Annotated in this window: 25 protein-coding genes; 9 read left to right on the forward strand and 16 right to left on the reverse strand. The window is 56.6% G+C overall.

All coding sequences use genetic code 11. The features are described from left to right. The first annotated feature begins 11 nt into the window (after positions 1-11). A complete protein-coding gene (gene yicI / locus ACQG11_RS10085) occupies positions 12-2,330 on the forward strand; it encodes an alpha-xylosidase (RefSeq protein WP_063163330.1) in 2,319 nt (772 codons plus the stop codon). A gap of 129 nt (positions 2,331-2,459) precedes the next feature. Here the strand turns inward: yicI and ACQG11_RS10090 are convergent, their stop codons facing one another. Continuing rightward, positions 2,460-4,154, reverse strand: a complete 1,695-nt coding sequence (locus ACQG11_RS10090) for an AsmA family protein (RefSeq protein WP_395036727.1) — start codon at positions 4,152-4,154, stop codon at positions 2,460-2,462. A 118-nt stretch (positions 4,155-4,272) separates the two neighbouring features. Further along, positions 4,273-5,664: a xanthine/proton symporter XanP gene (xanP, locus tag ACQG11_RS10095; RefSeq protein WP_032626600.1), complete on the reverse strand. Its 1,392-nt coding sequence runs from the start codon at positions 5,662-5,664 to the stop codon at positions 4,273-4,275. A 225-nt stretch (positions 5,665-5,889) separates the two neighbouring features. Here xanP and gltS point away from each other — a divergent pair, with 225 nt between their 5' ends. Next, a complete protein-coding gene (gene gltS / locus ACQG11_RS10100) occupies positions 5,890-7,092 on the forward strand; it encodes a sodium/glutamate symporter (RefSeq protein ID WP_006812438.1) in 1,203 nt (400 codons plus the stop codon). 3 nt (positions 7,093-7,095) lie between these two features. On the opposite strand, the gene recG is transcribed toward gltS, so the two are convergent. Genes recG through gmk form a run of 5 tightly spaced genes read right to left on the reverse strand, consistent with a single transcriptional unit; the run spans position 7,096 to position 12,962 of the window. Further along, positions 7,096-9,177 (reverse strand): ATP-dependent DNA helicase RecG, encoded by a 2,082-nt coding sequence (recG, locus tag ACQG11_RS10105; protein WP_023299014.1) that lies wholly within the window; start codon positions 9,175-9,177, stop codon positions 7,096-7,098. Between the two features lie 3 nt (positions 9,178-9,180). After that, positions 9,181-9,870 carry a tRNA (guanosine(18)-2'-O)-methyltransferase TrmH gene (trmH, locus tag ACQG11_RS10110; protein WP_032622047.1) on the reverse strand — a complete coding sequence of 230 codons (690 nt, stop codon included), beginning with the start codon at positions 9,868-9,870 and terminating at the stop codon, positions 9,181-9,183. A gap of 4 nt (positions 9,871-9,874) precedes the next feature. Then, positions 9,875-11,989, reverse strand: coding sequence for a bifunctional GTP diphosphokinase/guanosine-3',5'-bis pyrophosphate 3'-pyrophosphohydrolase (gene spoT / locus ACQG11_RS10115; RefSeq protein WP_022646616.1), 2,115 nt, complete (start codon positions 11,987-11,989; stop codon positions 9,875-9,877). A 19-nt stretch (positions 11,990-12,008) separates the two neighbouring features. Further along, positions 12,009-12,284, reverse strand: coding sequence for a DNA-directed RNA polymerase subunit omega (gene rpoZ, locus ACQG11_RS10120; RefSeq protein ID WP_000135058.1), 276 nt, complete (start codon positions 12,282-12,284; stop codon positions 12,009-12,011). A gap of 54 nt (positions 12,285-12,338) precedes the next feature. Beyond that, entirely contained in the window at positions 12,339-12,962 is a 624-nt protein-coding gene (gene gmk / locus ACQG11_RS10125; RefSeq protein ID WP_006177710.1) for a guanylate kinase, read from the reverse strand. Between the two features lie 251 nt (positions 12,963-13,213). Between gmk and ligB the strand changes: the two genes are divergently transcribed. Continuing rightward, complete coding sequence (ligB, locus tag ACQG11_RS10130) at positions 13,214-14,884, forward strand: NAD-dependent DNA ligase LigB (RefSeq protein WP_046621796.1); 1,671 nt, start codon at positions 13,214-13,216, stop codon at positions 14,882-14,884. Positions 14,885-14,886: 2 nt separating this feature from the next. Here ligB and ACQG11_RS10135 read toward each other — a convergent pair whose 3' ends face one another. Continuing rightward, complete coding sequence (locus tag ACQG11_RS10135) at positions 14,887-15,504, reverse strand: trimeric intracellular cation channel family protein (RefSeq protein ID WP_023299016.1); 618 nt, start codon at positions 15,502-15,504, stop codon at positions 14,887-14,889. 205 nt (positions 15,505-15,709) lie between these two features. Next, the gene (locus ACQG11_RS10140) at positions 15,710-16,573 is read right to left on the reverse strand and encodes a YicC/YloC family endoribonuclease (RefSeq protein ID WP_003860907.1); all 864 of its coding nucleotides are present in this window, start codon (positions 16,571-16,573) and stop codon (positions 15,710-15,712) included. A gap of 125 nt (positions 16,574-16,698) precedes the next feature. On the opposite strand from ACQG11_RS10140, the gene rph reads away from it, so the two are divergent. Beyond that, on the forward strand, positions 16,699-17,415 hold the full coding sequence (gene rph / locus ACQG11_RS10145; RefSeq protein WP_015570044.1) for a ribonuclease PH: 717 nt from the start codon (positions 16,699-16,701) through the stop codon (positions 17,413-17,415). Positions 17,416-17,481: 66 nt separating this feature from the next. Next, entirely contained in the window at positions 17,482-18,123 is a 642-nt protein-coding gene (gene pyrE / locus ACQG11_RS10150; RefSeq protein ID WP_032622050.1) for an orotate phosphoribosyltransferase, read from the forward strand. Positions 18,124-18,205: 82 nt separating this feature from the next. On the opposite strand, the gene slmA is transcribed toward pyrE, so the two are convergent. The 3 genes from slmA to coaBC form a co-directional block, all read right to left on the reverse strand. Beyond that, the gene (slmA, locus tag ACQG11_RS10155) at positions 18,206-18,802 is read right to left on the reverse strand and encodes a nucleoid occlusion factor SlmA (RefSeq protein ID WP_003860901.1); all 597 of its coding nucleotides are present in this window, start codon (positions 18,800-18,802) and stop codon (positions 18,206-18,208) included. 121 nt (positions 18,803-18,923) lie between these two features. Then, positions 18,924-19,382, reverse strand: coding sequence for a dUTP diphosphatase (gene dut, locus ACQG11_RS10160; protein WP_015570042.1), 459 nt, complete (start codon positions 19,380-19,382; stop codon positions 18,924-18,926). Continuing rightward, the gene (gene coaBC / locus ACQG11_RS10165; RefSeq protein WP_087878399.1) at positions 19,360-20,571 is read right to left on the reverse strand and encodes a bifunctional phosphopantothenoylcysteine decarboxylase/phosphopantothenate--cysteine ligase CoaBC; all 1,212 of its coding nucleotides are present in this window, start codon (positions 20,569-20,571) and stop codon (positions 19,360-19,362) included. Before coaBC ends, dut begins: the two co-directional genes overlap by 23 nt. A gap of 173 nt (positions 20,572-20,744) precedes the next feature. Between coaBC and radC the strand changes: the two genes are divergently transcribed. The 4 genes from radC to mutM all read left to right on the forward strand — a co-directional run bounded on the left by radC (position 20,745) and on the right by mutM (position 22,936). Continuing rightward, positions 20,745-21,410, forward strand: a complete 666-nt coding sequence (gene radC / locus ACQG11_RS10170; RefSeq protein WP_022646621.1) for a RadC family protein — start codon at positions 20,745-20,747, stop codon at positions 21,408-21,410. 217 nt (positions 21,411-21,627) lie between these two features. Next, the gene (gene rpmB / locus ACQG11_RS10175) at positions 21,628-21,864 is read left to right on the forward strand and encodes a 50S ribosomal protein L28 (RefSeq protein ID WP_002436699.1); all 237 of its coding nucleotides are present in this window, start codon (positions 21,628-21,630) and stop codon (positions 21,862-21,864) included. 22 nt (positions 21,865-21,886) lie between these two features. Next, positions 21,887-22,054 carry a 50S ribosomal protein L33 gene (rpmG, locus tag ACQG11_RS10180; RefSeq protein ID WP_003024094.1) on the forward strand — a complete coding sequence of 56 codons (168 nt, stop codon included), beginning with the start codon at positions 21,887-21,889 and terminating at the stop codon, positions 22,052-22,054. 72 nt (positions 22,055-22,126) lie between these two features. Beyond that, positions 22,127-22,936, forward strand: coding sequence for a bifunctional DNA-formamidopyrimidine glycosylase/DNA-(apurinic or apyrimidinic site) lyase (gene mutM / locus ACQG11_RS10185; RefSeq protein WP_003860879.1), 810 nt, complete (start codon positions 22,127-22,129; stop codon positions 22,934-22,936). Positions 22,937-22,938: 2 nt separating this feature from the next. Here mutM and coaD read toward each other — a convergent pair whose 3' ends face one another. From coaD to ACQG11_RS10205, 4 genes are all read right to left on the reverse strand, one after another. Then, the gene (gene coaD, locus ACQG11_RS10190; protein WP_022646622.1) at positions 22,939-23,418 is read right to left on the reverse strand and encodes a pantetheine-phosphate adenylyltransferase; all 480 of its coding nucleotides are present in this window, start codon (positions 23,416-23,418) and stop codon (positions 22,939-22,941) included. A gap of 3 nt (positions 23,419-23,421) precedes the next feature. Beyond that, a complete protein-coding gene (locus ACQG11_RS10195) occupies positions 23,422-24,192 on the reverse strand; it encodes a glycosyltransferase family 2 protein (RefSeq protein WP_426728348.1) in 771 nt (256 codons plus the stop codon). Next, entirely contained in the window at positions 24,192-25,466 is a 1,275-nt protein-coding gene (gene waaA / locus ACQG11_RS10200; protein ID WP_003860874.1) for a lipid IV(A) 3-deoxy-D-manno-octulosonic acid transferase, read from the reverse strand. The genes ACQG11_RS10195 and waaA overlap by 1 nt, the downstream gene beginning before the upstream one ends. Positions 25,467-25,532: 66 nt before the next feature. Continuing rightward, a complete protein-coding gene (locus tag ACQG11_RS10205; RefSeq protein ID WP_426728349.1) occupies positions 25,533-26,522 on the reverse strand; it encodes a glycosyltransferase in 990 nt (329 codons plus the stop codon). Between the last annotated feature and the right edge of the window lie 10 nt (positions 26,523-26,532).

Below are 26,532 nucleotides of genomic sequence, written 5' to 3' on the forward strand. Positions count from 1 at the left end.
AGGACGTAAGCATGAAAATCAGTGATGGAAACTGGCTTATCCAACCGGGCCTTAACGTGACGTATCCGGTTCAGGTGTTCGACGTGGAGCAGCAGGGCAATGACCTGGTGGTGTACGTCGCGCCGCGTGACGTGCGCGAACGCACCTGGCAGCTCGACACGTTGATGTTCACGGTGCGCCTGTTTGCCCCGCAGGAAGGGATTGTCGGGGTGCGCATTGAGCACTTCCAGGGCGCGCTGAACAACGGCCCGCACTATCCGCTGAACGTTCTGAAAGACGTGAAGGTAGAGATTGAAAACAACGCCGAATTTGCCGAGCTGAAAAGCGGCAGCGCCAGCGTGCGCGTCACCAAAGGCGAGTTCTGGGCGCTGGATTTCCTGCGCAACGGCCAGCGCATTACCGGCAGCCAGCTGAAAAACAACGGCTACGTGCAGGATACCAACACCGATCGCAACTATGTGTTTGAACGTCTGGATCTGGGCGTGGGGGAAACGGTCTACGGCCTGGGCGAGCGCTTTACCGCCCTGGTGCGCAACGGTCAGACGGTCGAAACCTGGAACCGCGACGGCGGCACCAGCACCGAGCAGTCCTACAAAAACATCCCGTTCTACCTGACCAACCGTGGTTATGGCGTGCTGGTGAATCACCCGGAAAATGTCTCGTTTGAAGTCGGCTCCGAGAAAGTGTCCAAAGTGCAGTTCAGCGTGGAAGGGGAGTATCTGGAGTACTTCGTGATCGACGGCCCGACGCCAAAAGAGGTATTAAACCGCTATACGCAGTTCACCGGGCGTCCGGCGCTGCCGCCGGCGTGGTCGTTCGGCCTGTGGCTGACCACCTCCTTCACCACTAACTACGACGAAGCGACGGTCAACAGCTTTATCGACGGCATGGCCGAGCGCGACCTGCCGCTGCACGTGTTCCACTTCGACTGCTTCTGGATGAAAGCCTTCCAGTGGTGCGATTTTGAGTGGGACCCGGTGACCTTCCCCGACCCGGAAGGGATGATCCGCCGCCTGAAAGAGAAAGGGCTGAAGGTCTGCGTGTGGATCAACCCGTACATCGGCCAGAAATCGCCGATCTTCCGTGAGCTGAAAGAGAAGGGCTACCTGCTCAAGCGCCCGGACGGCTCCCTGTGGCAGTGGGACAAATGGCAGCCGGGGCTGGCGATCTACGACTTCACCAACCCGGACGCGTGCCTGTGGTACGCCGACAAGCTGAAAGGCCTGGTGGAGATCGGCGTCGACTGCTTCAAGACCGACTTCGGCGAGCGTATCCCGACGGACGTCCAGTGGTTTGACGGTTCCGATCCGCAGAAGATGCACAACCATTACGCCTACATCTACAACGAACTGGTGTGGAACGTGCTGAAAGAGACGGTGGGAGAAGAAGAGGCGGTGCTGTTTGCCCGTTCTGCCTCCGTGGGTGCGCAACAGTTCCCGGTGCATTGGGGCGGCGACTGCTACGCCAACTATGAATCGATGGCGGAAAGCCTGCGCGGCGGGCTGTCGATTGGCCTGTCCGGCTTCGGATTCTGGAGCCACGATATCGGCGGGTTCGAAAACACCGCTCCGGCACACGTCTACAAACGCTGGTGCGCTTTCGGGCTGTTCTCCAGCCACAGCCGCCTGCACGGCAGCAAATCCTACCGCGTGCCGTGGGCGTACGATGATGAGTCCTGCGACGTGGTGCGCCACTTCACCCAGCTGAAATGCCAGCTGATGCCGTACCTGTATCGTCAGGCTGCGCTGGCCCGCGAGTTCGGCACGCCGATGCTGCGGGCGATGATGCTGGAGTTCCCGGACGACCCGGCGTGCGATTACCTTGACCGCCAGTACATGCTGGGGGATTCAATGATGGTGGCGCCGGTGTTCTCCGAGGCGGGCGACGTGCAGTTCTGGCTGCCGGAAGGGCGCTGGACGCACCTGTGGCACAACGATGTAATCGAGGGCAGCCGCTGGCATAAGCAGCAGCACGATTTCCAGAGCCTGCCGGTCTATGTGCGCGACAACACGCTGCTGGCGCTCGGCAATAATAACCAGAAGCCGGACTATGCGTGGCACGAGGGGACAGCCTTCCAGCTCTTCAACCTGAGCGATGGCGCAACGGCGGTAAGCGAAGTGCCTGCGGCGGACGGTTCTGTGGTGTTTACGCTGAAGGCGTCACGTCAGGGCGACGTCGTGACCTTTACCGGCGCGGGAGATGCGCAAAACTGGTCGGTGTGCTTGCGCAACGTGCAAAAGGTTGGCGGCGTGAAAGGCGGTTCACATGCGGGCAGCGAGTGGGGTGTGGTGGTGAAAGCCGAGGGGGATGAGGTGGTGATCCACCTCTGAGCTGGAAAAATGCCCGGTGGCGCTTTGCTTACCGGGCCTACGGTAATTATGCGGTCTGATGTCCTCACCCACGGGGAGAGGGAACCAAAACCTCGTAGGCCGGGTAAGGCGAAGCCGCCACCCGGCTTTTTACTGTGCCGGAGCCACCGCCGACACCATCCCGCGGGTCATGGTCTGTTGCACCTGCTGTTTATCCATATTCACCGCGCTAAGCTTCCCGTTCACCGTCGGCTTCAGCGGCGCATTCGCCTGCACGCTGCCGCTGGCGGTGAGCTGAATATTGCCGTCGCCCGCAATCGGCAGCGCTGGCCAGCCCCACTGCTGCAAAACGTTGAGTGGTACACCGCGCCCGTTCAGGCTCACGGTGGTTTGTCGCTGTGGCAGCTGTGACACGGTGGCGGTCGCTTCCAGGATCCCTTTCTCGGTAAAGGCGCTCAGGTCGGTAATGTTTACCGTTGCGGCGTTGGCATTCAGCGCCAGCGACGGGCGTCGCACGTCGACGCGGTTAAAGGTTGCTGCCGCCCCGTTCAGGGTTGCGTTACCGCCCCACACGCCCCACTTATGGTCTTGCGCCAGACGCAGATTAGCGCCATAACCGTCGAGGGAGGTGATCTGCCATGGGAACGCCGGATCGATGTCGATCACCAGGTTGCGGCTCAGGCCGAATTTTTTCAGCGTCACGCTGTTCAGCCATGCCGGGAGCGGATCCATCCACAGCGTTTTCCAGTTTTCCGGAAGCGTATATTCCAGCCCGGCAATGGCAACGTCGTCCAGCACCAGCGCGTTCCCGTCGCGCAGCCAGTTGCCGGAGGTGCGCACCATGCCCCCTTCCCAGCGGGAAGTGAACTGACGCAGCGCAATGCCCTGTGGGGAGAATTCCGCGTTCAGGATAGGGTCAAAAAGATGCAGCGAGCCGTAGATAAATTCGCTGGCGTTCATGGATAACCGTCCCTCCTGGCTTTGCCAGTCCCCTTTACTCAGGGTGAGGTTACGCAGGCTAAGATCAAGGTCGGTTACCGCCCAGTCTGGCCCCTGTAGACGGGCATCGGTCACTTCCAGCCGCCCAATCTGTAACGAAGGCAGGGTGGAGAGAGGGGCGAAGAAATCCAGCAGCGATTTGTCGCTTTGCAGGCGTATCTCATTCAGACGCAGGGTGTCGATAACCCAGCCACCGTCGGCATTACGCTGAGCCGACCCCGTAAGCGAGCCGCGCGCCATATCGGCACCGATGGTATTGAGCACCACCTCTTTGCCGTTGAGTTGTCCCTGAATCAGCACGTTGTTGGCCGGTATGCCGTTGAGCGTGAGCGACCCGGCGCTCATCTGGATTTGCGCATTTTTCCCCAGTACGTTCCCCGCCTCGGGCTGCCACGGGCTGACGCCACCGGTCACCTTTTGCGCACTGAGATCCCACTCCGTATTCGGGCTGTTAAAGGCCATGTTATTCAGTTGCAGACGATCGGCCTGGAACGGCAGCGGCGCCGTCTGTGGAGATAAATTCAGCGTGCCATCGAACAGGGTGATGGCGTCCATATGCAGCAGGTCGGTGATCTGGCGGCTGCTTAAGCCAATATCCACTTTTTTAGCGACCAGCGTGGCCGGTTTGCCATCTCGTCCGAAGGTAACGTTTTCCAGAAGAATGTGAGAAGGGGATGAAAAGCGGTGATCCATCAGGTCAAAGTTGAGCTCGTAATCGGTATTCACCGTGATCCAGCTACTGACCTGCGATGCGCCCCAGCGGGTCTGGAGCAGAAAATAAAAGGCGAGCACTACAATGAGCAGGGCTACCAGAAGATAGATAAGCAGCTTTCCAATAAATTTCATGGTCTTCCTTCCCGCGAAACGCACATAAGGGTGTTATGCACGATTTATGCGCAATGCTCAAGGCGGGAATGGTGTAAAGAGATGTCACGGCAGGCATTGACAGCCTGCCGTGTGGGGATCAGTTCTTTTCAGGCGGGAAAATGAGATTCAGCACGATAGCGGTAATACCGCCCGCGGCGATGCCGGAAGAGAGCAGGTTTTTCACCCAGTCCGGGGCAAACTGCAAAATCAACGGCTGCTGGGAGACGCCAAGTCCTACGGCGAGAGACAGCGCAATAATCATGATTGCGCGGCGGTTCAGCGGCTCGCGGGAGACGATACGCACGCCGGAGGCCGCGATGGTACCGAACATGACCAGCGTCGCGCCGCCCAGGACCGGCTCAGGGATGTGCTGCACAAACCCGCTTACCGCCGGGAACAGGCCGAGGACCACCAGCATCAGCGCCACCACGAAGCCCACGTAGCGGCTGGCCACGCCGGTCAACTGGATCACGCCATTGTTCTGGCCGAAGCAGGAGTTCGGGAATGTGTTGAACACCGCCGAGACAAACGAGTTCAGTCCGTTCGCCAGCACGCCGCCTTTCAGACGTTTCATGTACAGCGGGCCGGAGACCGGCTGCTCGGACACGTCGGAGGTGGCAGTGATATCGCCAATGGTTTCCAGCGAGGTGATCATAAAGACCAGCATCAGTGGCAGGAGCAGACTCCAGTCAATGCCCAGGCCGTAGTAGAGCGGCGTTGGCACGGTAATCAACGCGCTGTTGGTTGGGGTGGTGTTTTCCGGCAGCATGCCTAGCGCCCACGCCAGCAGGTAACCGGCCGCCATGGCGATCACCAGCGAAGCCACGCGCAGGTACGGGTTACGCTGGCGGTTAAGCAGAATAATGATCGCCAGCACCACGCCTGCCAGCAGCAGGTTTTTCGGCGCGCCGAAGGTATGGTCGCTCATTGCCGCGTAGCCGCCCCCGATGGAGGTCAGACCCACCTGAATCAGCGACAGGCCGATAATCATCACCACCACGCCGGAGACCAGCGGGGTGATCACCCGGCGCGCAAGGTGCAGAACGCGGGAGATTATCATCTCTGTGCAGCTTGCCAGCATCAGGGTGCCGAATAGCGCCGCCATCATCGTCGGGACATCTGCGCCGCCGGTTTTCAGTGCCGTACCGCCCATGATCAGCGGCGCCACAAAGTTAAAGCTGGTGCCCTGAATCGACAGCAACCCCGAACCCACCGGACCCCAGGCTTTAATTTGAATGATGGAGGCTACACCGGAAGCGAACAGAGACATACTGATGATGTGTTGCGTATCCTGCGCCGGTAACCCCAGCGCCTGACAAATCAGCAGAGCCGGCGTGATGACCGCAACGAACATCGCCAGCAGATGCTGGCAGGCGGCAAACAGGGTTTGAGGTAGCGGGGGACGATCTTCAAGGCGGTAAATCAGTTCACTGTTTTGCTTCTGCGCAATCGGTTGCGCATCAGCAGACTCCAGAGTGTTAACAGACATCGGCGGCAATCCCACGGTGGAAAAGCGGGCATTTTAGCTGACCACTTGGTAAAAGCAAACGATTGCCAGCAAAAAAAAGAGAGAAAATCTGCCGGTGTGAGCAGGTTTTCTACAACGAACAGGAAAAAAAAATTACACTTTTCGCGCCGGCGGCTCATGACGAGCATCACCCGGCCCAGGATAACGCCGCGTGTGTATGGAACACGCGCATAACAGGAGCCTTTTATGATTCATCTCGATACGTTGTCGACCCTTGTTGCCGCAACGCTGGTTCTTCTGCTTGGTCGCAAGCTGGTACACAGTGTTTCCTTTCTGAAAAAGTACACAATTCCTGAACCTGTAGCCGGTGGATTGCTGGTGGCGCTGGCCCTGCTGGTACTGAAAAAAAGCATGGGTTGGGAAATTGATTTTGATATGTCCCTGAAAGATCCGTTGATGCTGGCCTTCTTTGCCACTATCGGCCTGAACGCTAACCTCGCAAGCCTGCGTTCGGGTGGCAAGGTGCTGGGCGTGTTTTTGATTGTCGTGGTGGGCCTGCTGCTGATGCAAAACGCCATCGGCATCGGTATGGCGTCGCTGCTGGGGCTGGATCCGCTGATGGGTCTGCTGGCGGGGTCGATTACCCTGTCAGGTGGCCACGGAACGGGCGCGGCGTGGAGCAAGCTGTTCATCGAACGCTATGGCTTTGAAAACGCAACGGAAGTGGCAATGGCCTGCGCGACCTTTGGCCTGGTGCTTGGCGGGCTGATTGGCGGCCCGGTGGCGCGCTATCTGGTGAAACATTCCACTACGCCGGAAGGCAGACCAGACGATGAAATGGTGCCGACCGCGTTCGAAAAACCGGACGTTGGTCGCAGCATCACCTCGTTGGTGATGATTGAAACCATCGCCATGATTGCCATCTGCCTCACCGTGGGCAAAATCGTTGCGCAATGGCTGGCGGGAACGGCTTTCGAACTGCCAACCTTTGTCTGCGTGCTGTTTATCGGGGTGATCCTGAGCAACGGTCTGGCGCAGATGGGCTTCTACCGCGTCTTCGAACGCGCGGTGTCCGTGCTGGGGAACGTCAGCCTGTCGCTGTTCCTGGCGATGGCGCTGATGAGCCTCAAGCTGTGGGAGCTGGCCTCGCTGGCGCTGCCGATGGTGGCGATCCTGGCGGTACAGGCCGTGTTTATGGCGCTGTATGCCATCTTTGTTACCTGGCGCATGATGGGCAAAAACTATGATGCGGCGGTACTGGCTGCGGGTCACTGTGGATTTGGTCTGGGAGCGACACCAACGGCCATCGCGAATATGCAGGCGATCACCGAACGATTCGGCCCGTCGCACATGGCGTTTCTGGTGGTGCCGATGGTGGGCGCATTCTTCATTGATATCGTCAACGCGCTGGTCATTAAGCTCTATCTGATGCTGCCGATGTTTGGCTGACCTTCAGGCGTTGGAATACCGTTCGGTTTCCGGCATCCAGCGTTCAATTAACGCTGCCGCCTGTTCGGGGTAGCGTTCATGAATATGACGCGCAAGGCGTTGTACTTCGGGGATCATGGCCTGATCGCGCAGCAAATCCGCCACTTTAAATTCGGCGTTACCCGTCTGACGCGTGCCCAGCAGTTCGCCCGGGCCGCGGATCTCCAGATCTTTTTGCGCAATGACGAAGCCGTCATTGCTGTCGCGTAATACCTGCAAACGCATCTGCGCGGTTTTCGACAGCGGGGCTTTGTAGAGCAGCACGCAGTGAGAGGCGATCGCACCACGGCCCACGCGGCCTCGTAGCTGGTGGAGCTGCGCCAGGCCCAGACGCTCCGGGTTCTCAATAATCATCAGGCTGGAGTTCGGCACATCCACGCCCACTTCGATAACCGTAGTCGCAACGAGTAAGTGCAGCTCGCCCTGTTTGAACGACTGCATCACCGCCTGCTTCTCGGCAGGCTTCATGCGCCCGTGAACCAGACCGACGTTCAGCTCTGGCAGGGCGAGCTTTAACTCTTCCCATGTGGCTTCGGCAGCCTGCGCTTCCAGCAGCTCAGACTCTTCAATCAGGGTGCAGACCCAGTACGCCTGACGCCCTTCCTGCGTACAGGCGTTGCGCACGCGGTCAATGATGTCGCTGCGCCGCGTGTCCGGTATGGCAACCGTGGTCACCGGCGTTCGGCCCGGCGGCAACTCGTCGATGGTGGAGGTATCCAGATCGGCATAGGCCGTCATCGCCAGGGTGCGCGGAATCGGCGTGGCGGTCATGATCAGCTGATGCGGGTGGAAGCCCTGTTGCAGACCTTTCTCCCACAGCGCCAGACGCTGATGAACACCAAAGCGGTGTTGTTCGTCGATAATGACCAGCGCCAGGCCGTTAAACTGCACCTGTTCCTGGAAAATGGCGTGCGTGCCGACAATCATCTGCACCTGCCCGCTGGCAATGGCTTCCTGCTGCGCAAGACGTGCTTTGCCCTTCTGCTTCCCGGCCAGCCAGCCCACTTCGATCCCCAGTGGGGCGAACCAGTTACGGAAATTGTTGGCGTGCTGCTCGGCCAGCAGTTCTGTCGGCGCCATCAGCGCCACCTGCTTGCCGTGGGCGATAGCGCGTAAAGCGGCCAATGCGGCAACCAGCGTTTTCCCGGAACCCACGTCGCCCTGCACCAGGCGCATCATCGGCACATTCAGCGCCATATCGCGTTCGATCTCGGCGGTGACCCGCGCCTGGGCGCCAGTGGGTTTAAACGGCAGTGTGGCCAGCAGCTTATCTTTGAGCTCATCATGCGGGCTTAATGGCTGCGCGTGGAAACGCTGCGCACCTGCGCGCAGGGCCAGCATGCTCAGGTTGTGAGCCAGTAATTCCTCAAGGATAAGACGCCGTTGGGCGGGATGTTTACCGCTTTCTAAATCAACAAGCTGAAGCGTTGGCGGTGGACGGTGCAGGGTGCGCAACGCCTCCGGCAGGCTCATCATCCCCTGCGCCAGCTCCGGCGGCAGCAGCTCGTTAATGGCGCAGGTATCGAGCAGCTCCAGCGCCTGGTCGGTGAGCTTGCGCAGCGTGGCCTGCTTAATGCCTTCGGTGGTTGGATAGACCGGGGTGAGCGTCTCCTGTAGCTCAGGTGAGCTGAGATCGCCCTGCACGCGGTATTCCGGGTGGATCATCTCCGCGCCGTATTTGCCCCGTTTGGCTTCACCGTACGCAAGTACGCGTCGTCCGGTGGCAAGGCTGTTTTTCATCGCCGCATTGAAGTTGAAAAAGCGCATGGTGAGAATGCCGGTGCCGTCGCTGATCTGGCAGGTCATCATCCTGCGTCCGCCAAAGGTGATGTTGCAGTTCAGCACTTCCCCTTCAACGGTGGCGTAAATAGCGGGCAGCAGATCGCCAATTTTATAAAGCTGAGTACGGTCTTCGTAACGCAGGGGGAGGTGGAGCAGGAGATCCTGCACGGTGTGCAGGCCAATCTTCGCCAGTTTACTGCTTTGTGCCGCGCCCACGCCCGTCAGGCTGTTGAGCGGTATGGCGTCCAGCAGGCGGCCTTTCATGATTTACCCTGCGTACTGCATGGTGGACCACCACTCGGCATCGGCTTCAATTTCGCCCTGCGCGTTGACGTGGGGGTAAGGCAATTTCTTCTGCTTCGCAACGCGAGCCAGCACCGGATAGCCACCTTCAAACAGCAGGCGCTGCTGCTCCTCTTCCGGCAGCATGCTGTTGCTGCGCTCGTACATTCCGGCATTCTGACGCTGGCGCTGCGCTTCATACAGGATCAGCGCTGAGGCGACCGACACGTTGAGTGACTGGACCATGCCGATCATCGGAATGATGATGTCCCGGTCAGCCAAATCCAGTGCTTCCTGCGTGATCCCCGTTTTCTCCTGGCCCATTAAAATGCAGGTCGGACGGGTGTAGTCGATCTCACGGAAATCCACGGCTTTAGCTGAGAGGTTGGTTGCCAGAACCTGCATGCCACGCCCTTTCAGGTGCGAGACCGCTTCACCAATAGTCTGGTGAGTTTTCACGGATACCCAGCTGTTGCTGCCTGCGGCGGTGGAGGCCATGGTACGCATACGTGCGCCTGGCCAGACGGCGTGGACTTCATGCACGCCGACGGCATCTGCGGTGCGGACGATAGCAGAGACGTTATGAGGTTTATGGACCTGCTCCATGCAGACCGTCAGATCAGGCTGACGCCTGGCGAGCATTTCGCAGATTCGCTCGTAACGTGTTGAATTCATAATGCTAGTTTCGGTTACGGGTGACTTTAATGACATCCGGCATCACGCGGATCTTGCGCATAATATTGGCCAGATGTACGCGGTCACGGGCGGTCAGGCGAATAAAGGCGCTGTAAACGCGGCCATCTTTTTCTTCAGTATTCAGGCTCTGAATGTTTGACGAGGCCGTGTTGATCGCTGCCGTCAGGTTCGCCAGTGCACCCTGGTGGTTAAACATATCCACCTTGATTTCAGTGATAAATTCCTGCGCTGTCTCTTTATCCCATTCGACCGCCATGAACTTCTCAGGCTCTTTCTGATAGCCACGGATGTTACGGCAGGATTCGTGGTGGATCACCAGCCCTTTACCCGGGCTGACGTGCGCAATAATCGGGTCGCCCGGGATAGGGCGGCAGCATTTGGCGAAGGTGATGAGCACCCCGTCAGCGCCTTTGATTGGCAGGTGACCATGATTTTGCGCGTTAGCAGGAACGGCTGTCGTTTCGCCCTGTTGCAGGTTCTTCGCCACGACCACGCTCATGGCGTTTCCGAGGCCAATCTCTGCCAGCAGGTCATCCAGCGAGGCGAGCTTCATACGCTCCAGCTCATGCTGAATGTTTTCTGGTGGGATCTCTGCCAGTTTGCGGCTGCCACCCAGCGCGTGATTGAGCAGACGACGCCCCAGGCTAACGGAGTCGTCGCGCTTGAGATTTTTCAGCAGCTGGCGGATTTTTGCGCGCGCTTTTGAGCTCACGACAAAGTTCAGCCAGGCGGCGTTAGGACGTGCGCCCGGCGCGGTAATAATTTCGACAGTCTGCCCGCTGAAGAGCGGCTGCGACAGCGGATAAGGCTGCCTGTCGACGCGGGCACCCACGCAGGCATGGCCGATATCGGTATGCACGGCGTAAGCGAAGTCGACCGGCGTCGCGCCCGCAGGCAGTTCGACAATGCGCCCTTCCGGCGTGAAAACGTAAATCTCATCCGGGAAGAGATCGGATTTAACGCTCTCGATAAATTCAAACGAGCTACCTGCACTCTGTTGCAGCTCCAGCAGGCTCTGCATCCAGCGCTGGGCGCGGATTTGCGCGGTGGTGCTGCTTTCGCCGCCGTGCTCTTTATAAGCCCAGTGCGCCGCGACACCCATTTCCGCCATCTGATCCATGTCTTCGGTACGAATTTGCACCTCAACCGGAACGCCGTGCGGGCCAATCATCGAGGTGTGCAAAGACTGGTATCCGTTCGCTTTTGGAATGGCGATGTAATCTTTGACGCGCCCCGGACGTGGCTTGTACAGGCTATGCATCTGCCCCAGCACGCGGTAGCAGGTGTCCGAGTCGTGGACGATGACGCGGAACGCGTAGATATCCATGATCGAGTGAAAACGCTGCTCTTTGAGCACCATTTTGCAGTAAATAGAGTACAAATGCTTTTCGCGACCGCTGACGCGGCATGGAATACCGGCTTCCTGCAAGCGCCCTTCGATTTCAGAGAGGATCTTTTGAATCATCTCTTTACGGTTACCGCGAGCGGCTTTCACCACCTCTTTAATCACGCGATAGCGGTTCGGGTATAACGCTTCAAAACCCAGCTCTTCCAGCTCGGTTTTAATGTGATGAATACCTAAACGGTGCGCCAGCGGACTGTAGATTTCGAGGGTTTCTCGGGCGATGCGGCGACGTTTATCCGGGCGAAGTGAGCCCAGCGTGCGCATATTGTGGGTGCGGTCAGCAAGTTTGATGAGAATGACGCGGATATCCTGCACCATCGCCATGATCATCTTGCGAAAGTTTTCGGCCTGCGCCTCTTTCTTATCGCGGAATTTCAGCTTATCAAGCTTAGAGACCCCTTCCACCAGCTCGGCAACGCTTTTGCCAAACAGCTGTTCCATGTCCTGGTAGGTGGCAGGGGTATCTTCAATCACGTCATGCAGCAGGGCGGCCATGAGCGTTTCGTAGTCGAGTTTCATCTCGGCCAGAATACAGGCCACCGCTACCGGGTGCGTGATATAGGGTTCACCGCTTGAACGTGTCTGGCCCTCGTGAGCGTCACGTGCAACGAGATACGCCTGCTGAAGACGCTTAATCTGGTCTTCAGGCAGGTAGGTTTGAATCAGTTGATTCAGGCTTTCAAACAGATACAAGGGCGACCCGCAGGTTTAATTAACGACGACCTTCAGCAATGGCGGTTACGGCCTGCAGTTCTGCGGCTTCCTGCTCTTGCTGCTCCTGGCGCTCACGCACGTCGAGGATCTGGTTGTTGATCAGACCTTCTTCGATTTCGCGAAGTGCAATAACGGTGGTTTTATCGTTTTCTTCCGGTACCAGCGGATCTTTACCGCCTACCTGCATCTGACGAGCGCGACGCGCGGCGACCAGTACCAGGTCAAAACGGTTACCAATTTTCTCTACAGCGTCCTGAACAGTTACGCGTGCCATACTTAAAATGCTCCACAGGTGAAGAAATGACTGGGCATGATACTGAAAGTGGGTTCAGTCTGCCAACAGTTTGGTGATTAATGCGTCATGTCGCTGCTTCTGGCGGCTCATACGCAGACGTTCTGCGCGAAGGATAGTTTTGAGATCGCTCAGCGCGGCATCAAAATCATCATTCACAATAAGGTAATCATATTCCGCGTAATGGCTCATTTCTGCAACTGCCTGTGCCATACGCTTCGCGATAACTTCTTCGCTGTCCTGGCCGCGACCCCGCAGGCGGCGATCCAGTTCATCTTTCGATGGCGGTAAAATAAAGATACTGCGCGAATCAGGCATTTTCTTACGAATTTGCTGCGCGCCCTGCCAGTCGATATCCAGGAACACGTTCACGCCGGTCGCAAGAACCTGCTCAATGGTTTCACGCGAAGTACCGTAGTAGTTACCGAATACTTCTGCGTGTTCAAGAAACGCGTCTCTGCCAATCATCGCTCTGAATTCGTCGTGATTCACAAAGAAATAGTGTTCACCGTGCACCTCACCCGGACGCGGTGCTCGCGTGGTGTGAGAAACAGAAACCTGCGTATCGTACAACGGTTGGGTTTTTAACAGTGCCTGAATAAGGCTGGATTTACCCGCGCCACTAGGGGCAGAAACAATATAAAGCGTGCCTTGAGCCATGAGAGTCTTTTGTATGTGTTAACGAAGAAGTCCTACATACGGGCTTATTATACACGTCGCCGCTGTGTGACGTAGCCTTTGTCACACTTTTTCCCGTGGATGATTAAATTTTGCGTGCCGTTTTCAGGTTTTGTCTGCGGTTTGCAGCAACAAAAAGAAACGCTGGATAACGCCTCGTAAAGCGTAACGTTGCCATTCGCGTCGTTTTCAATACCGGGTTATACCTCCTCCAACGCAAAGGAGGGGTAATAATGTGGCGATGGATAAGCGGGTTTGCGCTGTTGTGGTGTAGCACCGGGTTAGCGGTATGCCCGGTATGGTCGCAGGCAAAAGCAGAAAAGGAAATTGTAGCGCTGAGCGCGCAGATCAAACGCTGGGACGATGCTTACTGGAAGCAGGGAGTCAGTGACGTTGATGACGGGGTGTACGATCAGCTTAACGCGCGGTTGAACCAGTGGCAGCGATGCTTTGGTCATGTCTCTTCCGAAGAGAGACCGCCACCTCTGACAGGTAGTGTGACACACCCGGTTGCGCATACGGGCGTGCATAAGGTTGCCAGTAAAGCTGAGCTCAGCCAGTGGATGCGAGCCCGGCAACATCTCTGGATGCAGCCCAAAGTGGATGGCGTGGCTGTGACGCTGGTGTACCAGGGCGGGAAGCTTGTCCGGGCCATTAGCCGTGGCAACGGTGTGAAAGGTGAAGACTGGACGGCGCAGGTTCGATCAATCCCCTCTGTTCCGCAAAACCTGTCCGGCCCCCTGGCAAATAGCGTCTTACAGGGTGAACTGTTCTGGATTCATGAAAACCACATCCAGCGTCAGATGGGGGGGATGAACATGCGGGCAAAAGTGGCGGGCGCCATGATGCGTCATAACGATAGCGCACTTCTCAGGCAGCTCGGCGTGTTTATCTGGGCCTGGCCGGATGGACCTAAAGAGATGCAGGTATCTCTGGATGCGTTGTCAAAAGCCGGGTTCACCCTGACGGCGCGTTATACGCTGCCCGCCGCGTCTGTGAATGCGGTCGAAGCGCAGCGTTCAGCGTGGCATACAACAGCATTGCCCTTTGCCACGGACGGCATTGTGGTGCGTTCAGCGGATGAACCCGCGGGCGACGGTTGGTTACCCGGTGAAGGCCGTTGGGTTGTCGCATGGAAATATACGCCTGTCGCTCAGGTTGCTGAAGTGCGAGGGATACAGTTTGGCGTCGGGCGAACGGGCAAGGTGTCCGTTGTAGCCGAACTGGATCCAGTAAAGCTTGATGATAAACAGGTGCGGCGGGTGAGCCTGGGGTCGGTCACACGCTGGCAGCGGCTGGATATTGTTCCCGGCGATCAGGTTCTGATAAGCCTCGCCGGGCAGGGGATCCCCCGATTCGATCGAGTTGTCTGGCGGGGAGCGAACAGGGAAAAACCAGAACCTCCGGCCCTGCAGTACCACTCGCTGACCTGTTTTTATGCCTCACCAGCGTGTATGGAACAGTTCTTTGCCCGGTTGACGTGGCTTAGCTCAAAACAAGGGCTAGGGATCGAGGGGTTAGGCGAGGCGGGCTGGCGAACGCTTCATCAGACGCATCGTTTCGAGCATATTTTTTCGTGGTTAACACTGACGCAGGCGCAGCTACAGTCCACGCCTGGCTTTTCCGCCGGGCGCGGGTTATCGCTCTGTCATCGTTTTAATATTGTGCGCAAACAACCTTTTATTCGCTGGGTCACAGCGATGGGGATCCCGCTGACAAAAGCCACGCTGAATGCGGTTGGGGCGGCGTCGTGGCAGGCGCTGAATCAGCGGAGCGCCGCTGACTGGCAGGCTTTGCCGGGAACAGGTGAAGAGAAGGCGCAGCAGGTCGTTAACTGGCTGCATGCGCCTCCCGTTGATAGGCTGGCAAGGTGGCTGGCTGAGCAGCACATTAACGGGTTCTGACATTAATGCGCGTTGTGCTTGTAATGAAAAACGGGCAGGCCCAGCTTCAGGCGCAATGCCAGCATACGCGCGGTGAAACCAAACAGCAGCGTGGAGATAACCACCACATCGTGGTTGGTGACATAGTGCTGCAAGGCGACATAAAGCACTGCCGCGGCAAAGGAGATGCCGGCATACAGTTCCTTCTGGAAAACCAGCGGGATACGTTTGCAGAACATATCGCGCAGCACCCCGCCAAACACGCCCGTGATCACCGCCGCAATGGTGGCGATAACCGGGCCTTCACCCATATCGAGAGCAATTTGTGCGCCAATGATGGAAAAAACAATCAGCCCAAGCGCATCCAGCACCAGGAACAAGCGGCGCAGATGAGGCATCACCGGGGCTACAATCGTGGTTAACACGGCTGCCGTTGCCACGATAATGACGTACTCAGGGTTTTTAACCCAGCCGAGCGGATAATGGCCAAGCAGGATATCGCGCACGGACCCGCCGCCGAGCGCAGTGGCCGTGGCAATAATGATCACGCCGAAGGTGTCCATTCGGCGACGTCCGGCGGCAAGCGCGCCGGTCATGGCTTCAGCGGTAATGCCAATAAGATAGAGAATGTGAAGCAGCATAAACCCTCCGGAATGAAGTGGAGGAGGTTAGCGATTTGTGCGCAAGATCACGATTGAGATTTTCTAAGGCGAGGGGATTTGCCCTAAAGCAATTTATCAACGCATGCCAGGCGGGCTTGTGATAAGGCGGGAGACAAAGAAAGTAAGGATAAATATGGATTAGAAAAAGTAATGGGTGATGTGCCAGACACCACCCTGAAAGGTATTACTCGATATTCTGGATCTGCTCGCGCATCTGCTCAATCAGGACCTTCAGTTCAATCGCTGAATTGGTCACCTCTGCATTGATAGACTTAGACGCCAGCGTGTTCGACTCGCGGTTGAACTCCTGCATCATAAAGTCGAGACGGCGGCCTACCGCTTCTTTCTTCTTCAGGATGTTGTAGGTCTCTTTAACGTGCGCTTCCAGACGATCCAGCTCTTCAGCCACGTCTACACGCTGCGCCATCAGCACCAGCTCTTGTTCCAGACGGTTGTTTTCCAGCTGAACTTCCGCCTCTTCCAGTTTGGCGACAAGTCGCTCACGCTGCCATTGCAGCACTTCTGGCATATGCGCGCGCACTTTAGCCACTTCGGCGCTCACGCCTTCAAGGCGTTGCTCAATCATCGCTTTCAGCGCCTGGCCTTCGGTTTCGCGGGCAACGATAAAGTCATCCAGCGTGCCGTCGAGTGCAGCCAGGATTTCAGCGGTAATCGCGTCCAGATCCTGCTCTCCGGCGGCCATCACGCCAGGCCAGCGCAGAATATCAACCGGGTTGATCTCGCCTTCATCGCTTTGCATTTTGACCCAGTTCGCCGCATTAACCAGCTGTTTTGCCAGCTTTTCGTTCAGGATCAGTTCGCCCTGTGCACTGGCATCGGGCTCAAAACGCAGGTTACATTCCACTTTCCCGCGGGTCAGACGCGTACGGATACGCTCACGCACCACAGGCTCCAGGCTGCGGAACTGTTCCGGCATACGGAAATATGTTTCCAGATAGCGCTGGTTTACCGAGCGCATTTCCCAGGTAGCGCTACCCCAGCTACCCTTGATTTCACGCCGGGCGTAGGCGGTCATACTGCGGATCATAGACATTCCCGTTTTTAAAGGAGAGATGGGGGGATTATAGCTTTCAGGGGCTTCTCAGGATAGGAATAAGCGTCCTTTATCCGTATAATGCGCAGCCACATTCGTTTCAAGCCGGAGAATCCATCATGCGTCCAGCAGGTCGTAGCGCCAACCAGGTGCGTCCCGTCACCCTGACCCGTAACTATACAAAACACGCTGAAGGCTCCGTGCTGGTTGAGTTTGGTGACACCAAAGTGCTTTGCACCGCGTCCATCGAAGAGGGCGTGCCTCGCTTCCTGAAAGGTCAGGGGCAGGGGTGGATCACCGCGGAATACGGTATGTTGCCGCGCGCAACCCATACCCGTAATGCCCGTGAAGCGGCAAAAGGTAAGCAGGGCGGCCGTACTATGGAGATCCAGCGCCTGATCGCACGTGCGCTCCGCGCCGCGGTTGACTTAAAAACGCTGGGTGAGTTCACCATCACGCTGGACTGCGACGTGATCCAGGCCGATGGCGGCACGCGTACGGCCTCCATTACCGGTGCCTGTGTGGCGCTGGCAGATGCGCTGAACAAGCTGGTTGCCGCCGGTAAGCTGAAAACCAACCCAATGAAAGGGATGGTTGCTGCTGTCTCCGTTGGTATTGTTAACGGCGAAGCGCTTTGCGATCTGGAATACGTTGAAGATTCTGCCGCAGAAACCGACATGAACGTGGTGATGACCGAAGATGGTCGCATCATTGAAGTGCAGGGCACGGCAGAAGGCGAGCCATTCACTCACGAAGAACTGCTCACCTTGCTGGCATTGGCCCGAGGGGGTATTGAATCTATTGTAGCGACGCAGAAAGCGGCGTTAGAAAATTGATTTTAAGGCGACCAATGAGTCGCCTTTTTTTTGCCTGTAAGACTGAAAAGACAAAGGAGCAAATCCATGAAATCGTATCAGCGCCAGTTTATTGAGTTTGCGCTTAACAAGCAGGTACTTAAGTTTGGCGAGTTCACGCTGAAATCCGGGCGTAAAAGCCCGTATTTCTTCAACGCCGGGCTGTTTAATACCGGGCGCGACCTGGCACTGTTAGGCCGCTTCTATGCCGAAGCGCTGGTGGATTCCGGGATTGATTTCGATCTGCTGTTTGGCCCCGCGTACAAAGGCATTCCAATTGCAACCACCACGGCGGTGGCGCTGGCGGAGCACCATGACCGCGACGTACCGTACTGCTTTAACCGTAAAGAGGCCAAAACCCACGGTGAAGGCGGCAATCTGGTAGGCAGTGCGTTGCAGGGCCGCGTGATGCTGGTAGATGACGTGATCACCGCAGGCACCGCGATCCGTGAATCGATGGAAATTATCCAGGCTAACGGTGCAACGCTTGCGGGTGTGCTGATTTCGCTCGATCGTCAGGAGCGTGGGCGTGGCGACATCTCTGCTATTCAGGAAGTGGAACGCGATTATGGCTGCAAAGTGATCTCTATCATCACGCTGACAGACCTGATTGCATATCTGGAAGAGAAGCCTGAAATGGCGGATCACCTGGCGGCGGTACGTCAATACCGCGAAGAGTTTGGCGTATAATTCAATTGCCCGGTGGCGCTACGCTTACCGGGCCTACCTGTTCGTAGGCCGGATAAGGCGAAGCCGCCATCCGGCGATGGCGTTACTGTAATTGTGCTGCTACTAACGGCCAACGGGCGTCAAAATCGTCCGTTGGTCGATATTTAAACTCGCTGCGCACAAACCGGGAGAGCATCCCTTCGCAAAATGCCAGGATCTGGCTTGCCAGCAGCGTCTCATCCGTATTATATCCCTCACCTTCCCGCATTTTCTTCTCGCGCAGAACCTGACGAAGCTGGGCTTCGATACGCTCAAAAAGCTGGTTTATACGGCCTTGCAGACGATCCTGTTCAAACATCAGCGCGTGGCCAGTAAGAATACGGGTCAGACCCGGGTTACGTTCACCAAAGCCCAGAATCAGCAGCACAATCAGACGCAGACGCGTGCTGGTGTCTTTTTCATCCTTAAGAATCAGGTTGATGCGCGTGATCAGGCTATCTTCGATAAACTCGATCAGGCTGTCGAACATCCGGGTTTTGCTCGGGAAATGACGATACAGCGCCGCCTCTGACACGCCCACAGAGGCCGCCAGCTTGGCGGTGGTGATGCGTTGACTGCCGTCGCTGGATTCAAGCATCAGAGCCAGAGATTGAAGTATTTCTTCGCGACGATTCCTTTTCGCGGTTTGTTTTTCTGCCATGTTACAAAATACCCCTGAAAATAAGCACTTGTCAGGCTAGCAACCACACAGCGACCCGCAAACTGACGTTTGCGGTTTGTTATTGCATTATGGCGCTGTGAGATGCGTGTTTGTCGGGCGGTTATTTGCGCCCGGAATGGCCGAAGCCGCCTTCGCCACGGTCGGTAGCGTCGAAGTCTGCCACCAGGTTAAATTCTGCCTGCACCACCGGTACAAACACCATCTGCGCGATACGCTCGCCCGGTTCAATGGTGAAGCTGTCCTGGCCACGGTTCCAGACGGATACCATCAGCTGACCCTGATAGTCAGAGTCGATCAGGCCGACCAGGTTACCCAGTACGACGCCATGCTTATGGCCCAGGCCAGAGCGCGGCAGGATCACCGCTGCCAGTGACGGGTCAGCAATGTGAATCGCCAGCCCGGTCGGGATCAGGGTCGTTGCACCCGGCGCCAGTTCTACGGCGTCATCGAGACAGGCGCGCAGGTCAAGACCGGCAGAGCCGGAGGTGGCATACGTTGGCAGCGGAAATTGCTCGCCAACGCGCGGGTCCAGAATCTTAACGTCGATTTTTTTCATCATAACGGGTAACGATCTCGTCCAGTAATTGTTGGCCCAGGAGTTCTTTGCGCTCAAGCGGTAAGACTTTATCTCCATCCTGCCAGAAAAGGTGCAATGCGTTGCTGTCGCTGTTAAATCCTTGCGTGGACAGCGATACGTCGTTCGCGCAAATCAAATCGAGGTTTTTGCGGGTACGTTTTTGCCGGGCATATTCTTCCACATTATTCGTTTCTGCGGCAAACCCAACAACGTAAGGACGATGAGTTTTCAATGCGGCGACACCGGCAACGATATCCGGGTTCTTCACCATTTTTATTGTTAATTCATCACCTTGCTTTTTAATTTTGGCGTCGGCAATGGTTTCGGCGCGGTAATCAGCGACGGCCGCACAGCCGATAAAAATATGCTGTTGTTGAGCATGCGCCTGTACGGCGGCTTCCATTTCCAGCGCGGTAGTTACATCAATACGCCGCACAAACGCAGGGGTGGTAAGCGACACCGGGCCGCTCACCAGCGTCACGTTCGCGCCGCGTTTGGCTGCCGCGGCAGCAATCGCAAAGCCCATTTTGCCGGAGCTGTGGTTGGTGATGTATCGCACCGGATCCAGCGGCTCGCGCGTGGGGCCCGCGGTAATCATGATGTTGAGATGTTGCAGATCGTTGACAGGCGAGAAATGGGCGGCGGCCATATCAACAATCGTCAATGGGTCGAGCATACGCCCTGGCCCCACGTCGCCACAGGCCTGGCTGCCGCTCTCCGGTCCCCAAATTAGCAGGCCGCGCGAGGCCAGCGTATCCAGATTATGCTGGGTAGCGGCGTTGCGATACATCTGCTGGTTCATTGCGGGTACAACCGCGACGGGCGCAGGCGTGGCGAGGCAAATGGTCGTTACCAAATCGTTCGCCATCCCGGCCGCCACGCGGGCAATTACATCTGCCGTGGCGGGGGCAAGGATAACCAGATCGGCCCATTTCCCCAGCTCAATATGGCCCATTGCGGCTTCGGCTGCCGGGTCGAGAAGGCTGTCGGATACCGGGTATCCCGAGACGGCTTGCAGGCTCAGCGGGGTGATAAAGGCTTTGCCGCCTTCGGTGATCGCGACCCGTACGTCGGCCCCGCGCTCGCGCAAACGGCGCACCAGGTCTGGCGTTTTATAGGCAGCAATACCGCCGCTGACGCCAAGAACGATTTTTTTACCGGCCAGGCTCATCATGATTCTTTCCTGTTGGGTTTCACCAGAGAGCGGGCATTTTATCACAATCCCTAAAACGGGGTGATGATGTCCTCAATTCACTTTGCGAGGCGCTACGCAAGAACGAAACGCCAGCGTCGAGCCCCGAATTTGCCTGTGGCAGCATAATGGCAAACAGAAGGAGGCCGGGCATGGAAGAGACTGAACTGCTGCTACCGCGTGAAAAAATGCTGCGCCATGGCGTCACGTTGTTAAAGGACGACGAGCTGCTGGCGCTCTTTTTACGCACAGGCACGCCGGGGAAAACGGTATTTACGCTGGCGAAAGAGCTGATAGAGCATTTCGGCTCACTGTATGGATTGTTGACCGCCGAGCTGGAGGCGTTTACGCACGTTGAGGGTATTGGCGTGGCGAAATATGCCCAGTTGCGGGGCATTGCGGAGCTGGCCCGGAGATTTTACAACGTGCGTATGGAGGAAGAAGACCCGATCCTCACCCCCGATATGACCCGCGAATTTCTGCAAAGCCAGCTTTCCGATCTGGAGCGGGAGATCTTTATGGTGATCTTTCTCGACAACAAAAACCGGGTACTGAAACATACCCGCCTTTTTTCGGGAACATTGAGCCACGTTGAGGTGCATCCGCGTGAAATTGTGCGGGAAGCGATAAAAGTGAATGCAGCCGGCGTGATCCTCGCGCATAATCACCCCTCTGGCTGTGCAGAACCAAGCAGAGCTGACAAAGCAATTACCGAACGTATTATCAAATGCTGTCAATTCATGGACATTCGTGTGCTGGACCATCTGATAATTGGCCGCGGAGAGTACATTTCTTTTGCCGAACGTGGCTGGATTTAGGCCTTTTCTCGCGATCCATCGGGATCTTTGTCTGTTCGGGACTTGAGCACACCGCCGAGTCAGCGTATACTACGCCACCTTTGAGAATCTCGGGTTTGGCATTTGGGCCTGGCAATCGAGAGTTCAATAGAACTATGCGATGACCGGGCTGTAAAGCCTGACGAGGCGCCGATACCCCATACGAAGCTCGAGCTAATTTGATTTTTGGAGAATAGACATGTCCCGAGTCTGCCAAGTTACTGGCAAGCGTCCGGTGACCGGTAACAACCGTTCCCACGCACTGAACGCGACTAAACGCCGTTTCCTGCCGAACCTGCACTCTCACCGTTTCTGGGTTGAGAGCGAGAAGCGTTTTGTCACCCTGCGCGTATCTGCTAAAGGTATGCGTGTAATCGATAAGAAAGGCATCGATACAGTTCTGTCCGAACTGCGTGCCCGTGGCGAAAAGTACTAAGTACTTAAAGAGGAAATAAATCATGGCTAAAGGTATTCGCGAGAAAATCAAGCTGGTTTCTTCTGCTGGTACAGGTCACTTCTACACCACCACGAAGAACAAACGTACTAAGCCGGAAAAACTGGAACTGAAAAAATTCGATCCAGTTGTACGCCAGCACGTACTGTACAAAGAAGCTAAAATCAAATAATTTTAGTCTCCTTGTATTGAAAAACCCCGCAACTGCGGGGTTTTTTGCATTCTGCATCTCAACGGAGGAACCATGCCTGAATTACCTGAGGTAGAGACCAGCCGCCGCGGCATTGAGCCCCATCTGGTTGGCGCGACTATTCTTCATGCTGTCGTTCGCAACGGGCGTCTGCGCTGGCCGGTGTCCGATGAGATCCACGCGTTAAGCGATAAACCTGTCCTGAGCGTACAGCGCCGCGCGAAATACCTGCTGCTGGAGCTGCCTGACGGCTGGATCATTATCCATCTGGGCATGTCGGGAAGCCTGCGCATCCTCACCGAAGAGTTGCCTGCGGAAAAGCACGACCACGTTGATCTGGTGATGAGTAACGGCAAGGTGCTGCGTTACACCGACCCGCGTCGCTTTGGTGCATGGCTGTGGACCAAAGAGCTGGAAGGGCACAACGTGCTGGCGCATCTTGGACCTGAGCCGCTCTCAGAAGCGTTTAACGCAGATTATCTCAAAGAGAAGTGCGCGAAAAAGAAAACCCCGATCAAACCCTGGCTGATGGATAACAAGCTGGTCGTGGGCGTGGGGAATATCTATGCCAGCGAATCGTTGTTTGCCGCCGGGATCCATCCCGATCGGCTGGCCTCTTCGCTGTCTGCGCAGGAGTGCGAGCTGCTGGTCAGAGTGATTAAAGCGGTACTGCTGCGCTCAATTGAGCAGGGCGGGACGACGCTGAAGGATTTTCTGCAAAGCGACGGGAAGCCGGGCTATTTTGCGCAGGAGTTGCAGGTTTATGGTCGTAAGGGGGAACCGTGCAGAGCATGCGGGACGCCGATTATTGCCACGAAGCACGCTCAGCGCGCCACGTTTTACTGCCGTCAGTGCCAGAAGTAGGGTTACTTTAACTTTTCCATCAACGCCTGGTGGACGTTAACCGGCAGAAAGTGGGTAACGTCCCCGCGATGGCGCGCCACCTCTTTCACCAGCGAAGAAGAGATGAAGGACCACTCTTTGGAGGGCATCAGGAATACGCTCTCCAGCTCCGGCATCAGATGGCGGTTCATGTGCGCCAACTGCATCTCATATTCGAAGTCTGCTACCGCGCGAAGACCGCGGATCAGGATATTGGCCTGCTGGGCACGGGCAAAGTTTGCCATCAAATCGCTGAATCCGACGACCTCAACATTCGACAAATGCGAAATCGCATCGGTGGCAAGCTGCACGCGTTCGTTCAGGTCAAACATCGGCTTTTTGCTCGGGCTGGCGGCAATGGCCAGAATCACCTTGTCGAACATACACGCCGCACGGGTGATGATATCAAGATGACCGTTAGTGATCGGATCGAAGGTACCCGGATAAATCGCTTTTGTGCTCATGGCTCACGTTTTCTCTGAGTAGCCGCGGTTCAGCGCCCACAGCTCGGTGTATTTATTGAAAGTATACTGGGCATTCACTACCGCCAGTAACCAGCCCTGCTTGCCGTCCAGCACGCCGCCACGTAGCAGCAGCGTTTTCAGAAACGCGCCCAGCGTGTGGGTGAAGATGCCGGTCAGCGTGGCCTTCTTGCCGCGCGCATGCCGCTCCTGTGCCCAGGCGGTGGCATAGTTCAGCTGTTTCCGCTGGAAGCTGGCGAAATCGCGGCAGGTCAGATGAAGCAGATCGCCCGTCAGGGGGATGACCTGAGCGTTATCGCAGGCCAGAGACTCATGGACCAGGTTGTTGTTGTACTGATAACGCTCGCGGGCATAGAGGCGCATCACGCGGTCGGGGTACCAGCCGCTGTGGCGCATAAAGCGGCCCAGGAAATAGTTACGACGCGCGATACTGTAGACCGCGCCGGGCTGTGGCGCAGCAAGCACCGTTTGAATGGCCTGTCGGAGTTCCGGGGTGACGCGCTCATCGGTATCGATCATCAACACGTAATCGCCCGTGGCGTAACTCTGCGCACGCTGACGCTGAATACCGTAGCCCTGCCAGTCGGTGTCGGTAAAGACTTTTGCCCCGGCTGCACGGGCAACGTCCGCCGTATTGTCCGTACTTCCGGAATCGAGAATGACGATTTCGTCAGCCCAGGCAACAGAGACCAGGCAATCCGGAAGCAGGTCGGCGGCGTTTTTGGCGATCATCACGACCGACAGACGCGTTGACATTAGTGGCTCCGCTGCGGCAGGTAAGGTTGCAAAAGTTGCAGCAGACGGGTCAGTGCACCCTGGTTCTGATGCAGGACTTCAACGGCGTGACGACCGTACCACAGGCGGTAATCTTCGTCAGTCAGAAGGGTTGAGACCTCTTTGACCACCGAGTCCGCATCGGTCACGGTGATTAAGCCATCGGCTTGCTGCAATTTCGCGCAGATATCTTTGAAGTTAAACGTGTGTGGACCCATCAGCACGGGAATGGCGTGGGCTGCCGGCTCCAGCGGGTTATGACCACCGCGCTCCACCAGGCTTCCGCCAACGAAAGCAAGATCGGCAATCCCGTACAGCAGCATCAGTTCGCCCATCGTATCGCCAATCACCACCTGCGTGCTGCCAGAGGGGATTTCGCCGCTGCTGCGCAGGGTGAAGCTGAAACCGCCTTTTTGCACCATCTCCCGGGCATCTTTAAAACGCTCAGGATGGCGAGGCACCAGAATCAGCAGTAAATCAGGGAATTTTTCCAGCAGCTGGCGGTGAGCCTGAAGAATAATGGCCTCTTCGCCGTCATGGGTGCTGGTGGCAATCCAGACCTGGCGACGCGGCGCCCACTGACGACGCAGCGTCACCGCACGGGCGGCGAGTTCAGGGGTGACGGAAATATCGAACTTCAGGCTACCCGTGACCGCAAGCTGGTTGCGCTTCAGGCCGAGGGCGATAAAGCGCGCGGCATCTTCTTCGTTCTGCGCGGCGATCAGCGTGATTTTGCTGAGCAGGCGACGCATAAATTTACCCAGCTTGCCGTACCCTTTCGCCGAGCGTTCCGACAGACGCGCGTTGGCGATAACCAAAGGAATTTTACGGGCATGCAGGGCGGAAATCATATTCGGCCACAGTTCAGTTTCCATGACGATCACCAGTTTAGGGCGAACGGTATTCAGGAAACGGTTCATGGCGCAGGGGAGATCGTACGGCAGGTAGACGTGATGCACGTCTTTACCGAAGGCAGACATCACGCGCTCTGAGCCGGTTGGCGTCATCGTGGTGACGGTGATGGGCAGTGACGGATAACGGTGGCGTAAGGCACGCACCAGTGGAATGGCGGCCAGCGTTTCCCCGACTGACACGGAATGCAGCAGAATACCGTCCGGCGCCACTTTATTGCGGCAGTAGCCATAGCGTTCGGCCCAGCGTTTACGGTACGCAGGCGCTTTACGGCTACGAAGCAACAGTCGCAGCCACACCAGTGGCTGAATGATGTAGAGCAGGGCGGTATACAACAATTCCAAGCGATTATCCGTTTTTTTAGTTTCGGCCGGGAAATTCTAAGCATTTAAGCGTGCTAAAGCTATCTCTTATGCCAGATACCGTTTTAAACGGAAGTAGCGTCGGCCCAGGCGCCAGCGCAAACGCGGGCTTTTGGCACTTTTCCAGATGAGCTTCCAGATCCCGGTTTCGAAGAACTCTTTGATTATCATTGATTTCTTCGCTTCATCCTTCATGTTGTCGAAGGTATGAATAATTCCCAGACCCTCTTTGGCGATTTGCCAGTGACAGGCCGGGATATTTTTCACTTTATCCGGGTAGCGCTGGTTAATGGCATCAAGCATCTTCAGGATCTTCATGTAATGGCGCGCTGAGCGAATCAGCGTGTCGTCATTATCCGGGGTGTGCGATACCGAGGCGGAGTGAATGTAGTAGTCGTAAAAGCGTTCGCTGGTGTACTGAACGCGTTCCGCAGCAAGCAGCACCTCAGTCGTCCACGGGATATCCTGATGGCGCAGGCCAGGCTCGAAACGAAAGCCGTGCTGACGAATAAAATCGTGACGATAGATATTCAGCCAGGTCACATGCAGGAACTTACGTGAATCCAGCGCCTTTTTTAACCATGCCGCGCCATTCATGACGCTCGTTGAGGCGAGCTTATCTTCAGGGAAGATAGGGCGAGACGGTTTTTTGTTATTTTCCCAGACGTAGTTGCCATTGCAGGTGGCGACATCCAGGTTCTGCGTGACGGCCATATCCAGCAGACGCTGGTACATGCCGGGTTTGAAGACATCATCAATATCCGGGAAAGAGAGATATTGGCCGGTCGCAACGGCCAGGCCGGTATTACGCGCGATGGACACGCCCTGATTAGGTTGTTCAATGACCTGCATCTGTGGCAGCTGTTCGCGCCATTTTTCGACAATCTGCATCGAGCGGTCAGTGGAGCCGTCATTCACGATGATGACTTCCATACTGTCGATGTGTTGATTTACAAGGCAGGTAAAGAACTGATCGAGAAAAGCTTCACCGTTATAAACGGCAACCACCACGCTTAATAAAGGCGCTGAATTTTGCATATGAAACCTG

This window comes from Enterobacter cloacae complex sp. 372C4 (genome assembly GCF_050030615.1).
In the GTDB taxonomy this organism is placed as follows: Bacteria; Pseudomonadota; Gammaproteobacteria; order Enterobacterales; family Enterobacteriaceae; genus Enterobacter; species Enterobacter intestinihominis.

What these genes read in the sequence shown, in the direction of transcription:
- yicI (WP_063163330.1), top strand. Translation starts at nt 12, where the DNA reads ATGAAAATCAGTGATGGAAACTGGCTTATCCAACCGGGCCTTAACGTG.
- ACQG11_RS10090 (WP_395036727.1), bottom strand. Translation starts at nt 4,154, where the DNA reads ATGAAATTTATTGGAAAGCTGCTTATCTATCTTCTGGTAGCCCTGCTC.
- xanP (WP_032626600.1), bottom strand. Translation starts at nt 5,664, where the DNA reads ATGTCTGTTAACACTCTGGAGTCTGCTGATGCGCAACCGATTGCGCAG.
- gltS (WP_006812438.1), top strand. Translation starts at nt 5,890, where the DNA reads ATGATTCATCTCGATACGTTGTCGACCCTTGTTGCCGCAACGCTGGTT.
- recG (WP_023299014.1), bottom strand. Translation starts at nt 9,177, where the DNA reads ATGAAAGGCCGCCTGCTGGACGCCATACCGCTCAACAGCCTGACGGGC.
- trmH (WP_032622047.1), bottom strand. Translation starts at nt 9,870, where the DNA reads ATGAATTCAACACGTTACGAGCGAATCTGCGAAATGCTCGCCAGGCGT.
- rpoZ (WP_000135058.1), bottom strand. Translation starts at nt 12,284, where the DNA reads ATGGCACGCGTAACTGTTCAGGACGCTGTAGAGAAAATTGGTAACCGT.
- gmk (WP_006177710.1), bottom strand. Translation starts at nt 12,962, where the DNA reads ATGGCTCAAGGCACGCTTTATATTGTTTCTGCCCCTAGTGGCGCGGGT.
- ligB (WP_046621796.1), top strand. Translation starts at nt 13,214, where the DNA reads ATGTGGCGATGGATAAGCGGGTTTGCGCTGTTGTGGTGTAGCACCGGG.
- ACQG11_RS10135 (WP_023299016.1), bottom strand. Translation starts at nt 15,504, where the DNA reads ATGCTGCTTCACATTCTCTATCTTATTGGCATTACCGCTGAAGCCATG.
- ACQG11_RS10140 (WP_003860907.1), bottom strand. Translation starts at nt 16,573, where the DNA reads ATGATCCGCAGTATGACCGCCTACGCCCGGCGTGAAATCAAGGGTAGC.
- rph (WP_015570044.1), top strand. Translation starts at nt 16,699, where the DNA reads ATGCGTCCAGCAGGTCGTAGCGCCAACCAGGTGCGTCCCGTCACCCTG.
- pyrE (WP_032622050.1), top strand. Translation starts at nt 17,482, where the DNA reads ATGAAATCGTATCAGCGCCAGTTTATTGAGTTTGCGCTTAACAAGCAG.
- slmA (WP_003860901.1), bottom strand. Translation starts at nt 18,802, where the DNA reads ATGGCAGAAAAACAAACCGCGAAAAGGAATCGTCGCGAAGAAATACTT.
- dut (WP_015570042.1), bottom strand. Translation starts at nt 19,382, where the DNA reads ATGATGAAAAAAATCGACGTTAAGATTCTGGACCCGCGCGTTGGCGAG.
- coaBC (WP_087878399.1), bottom strand. Translation starts at nt 20,571, where the DNA reads ATGAGCCTGGCCGGTAAAAAAATCGTTCTTGGCGTCAGCGGCGGTATT.
- radC (WP_022646621.1), top strand. Translation starts at nt 20,745, where the DNA reads ATGGAAGAGACTGAACTGCTGCTACCGCGTGAAAAAATGCTGCGCCAT.
- rpmB (WP_002436699.1), top strand. Translation starts at nt 21,628, where the DNA reads ATGTCCCGAGTCTGCCAAGTTACTGGCAAGCGTCCGGTGACCGGTAAC.
- rpmG (WP_003024094.1), top strand. Translation starts at nt 21,887, where the DNA reads ATGGCTAAAGGTATTCGCGAGAAAATCAAGCTGGTTTCTTCTGCTGGT.
- mutM (WP_003860879.1), top strand. Translation starts at nt 22,127, where the DNA reads ATGCCTGAATTACCTGAGGTAGAGACCAGCCGCCGCGGCATTGAGCCC.
- coaD (WP_022646622.1), bottom strand. Translation starts at nt 23,418, where the DNA reads ATGAGCACAAAAGCGATTTATCCGGGTACCTTCGATCCGATCACTAAC.
- ACQG11_RS10195 (WP_426728348.1), bottom strand. Translation starts at nt 24,192, where the DNA reads ATGTCAACGCGTCTGTCGGTCGTGATGATCGCCAAAAACGCCGCCGAC.
- ACQG11_RS10205 (WP_426728349.1), bottom strand. Translation starts at nt 26,522, where the DNA reads ATGCAAAATTCAGCGCCTTTATTAAGCGTGGTGGTTGCCGTTTATAAC.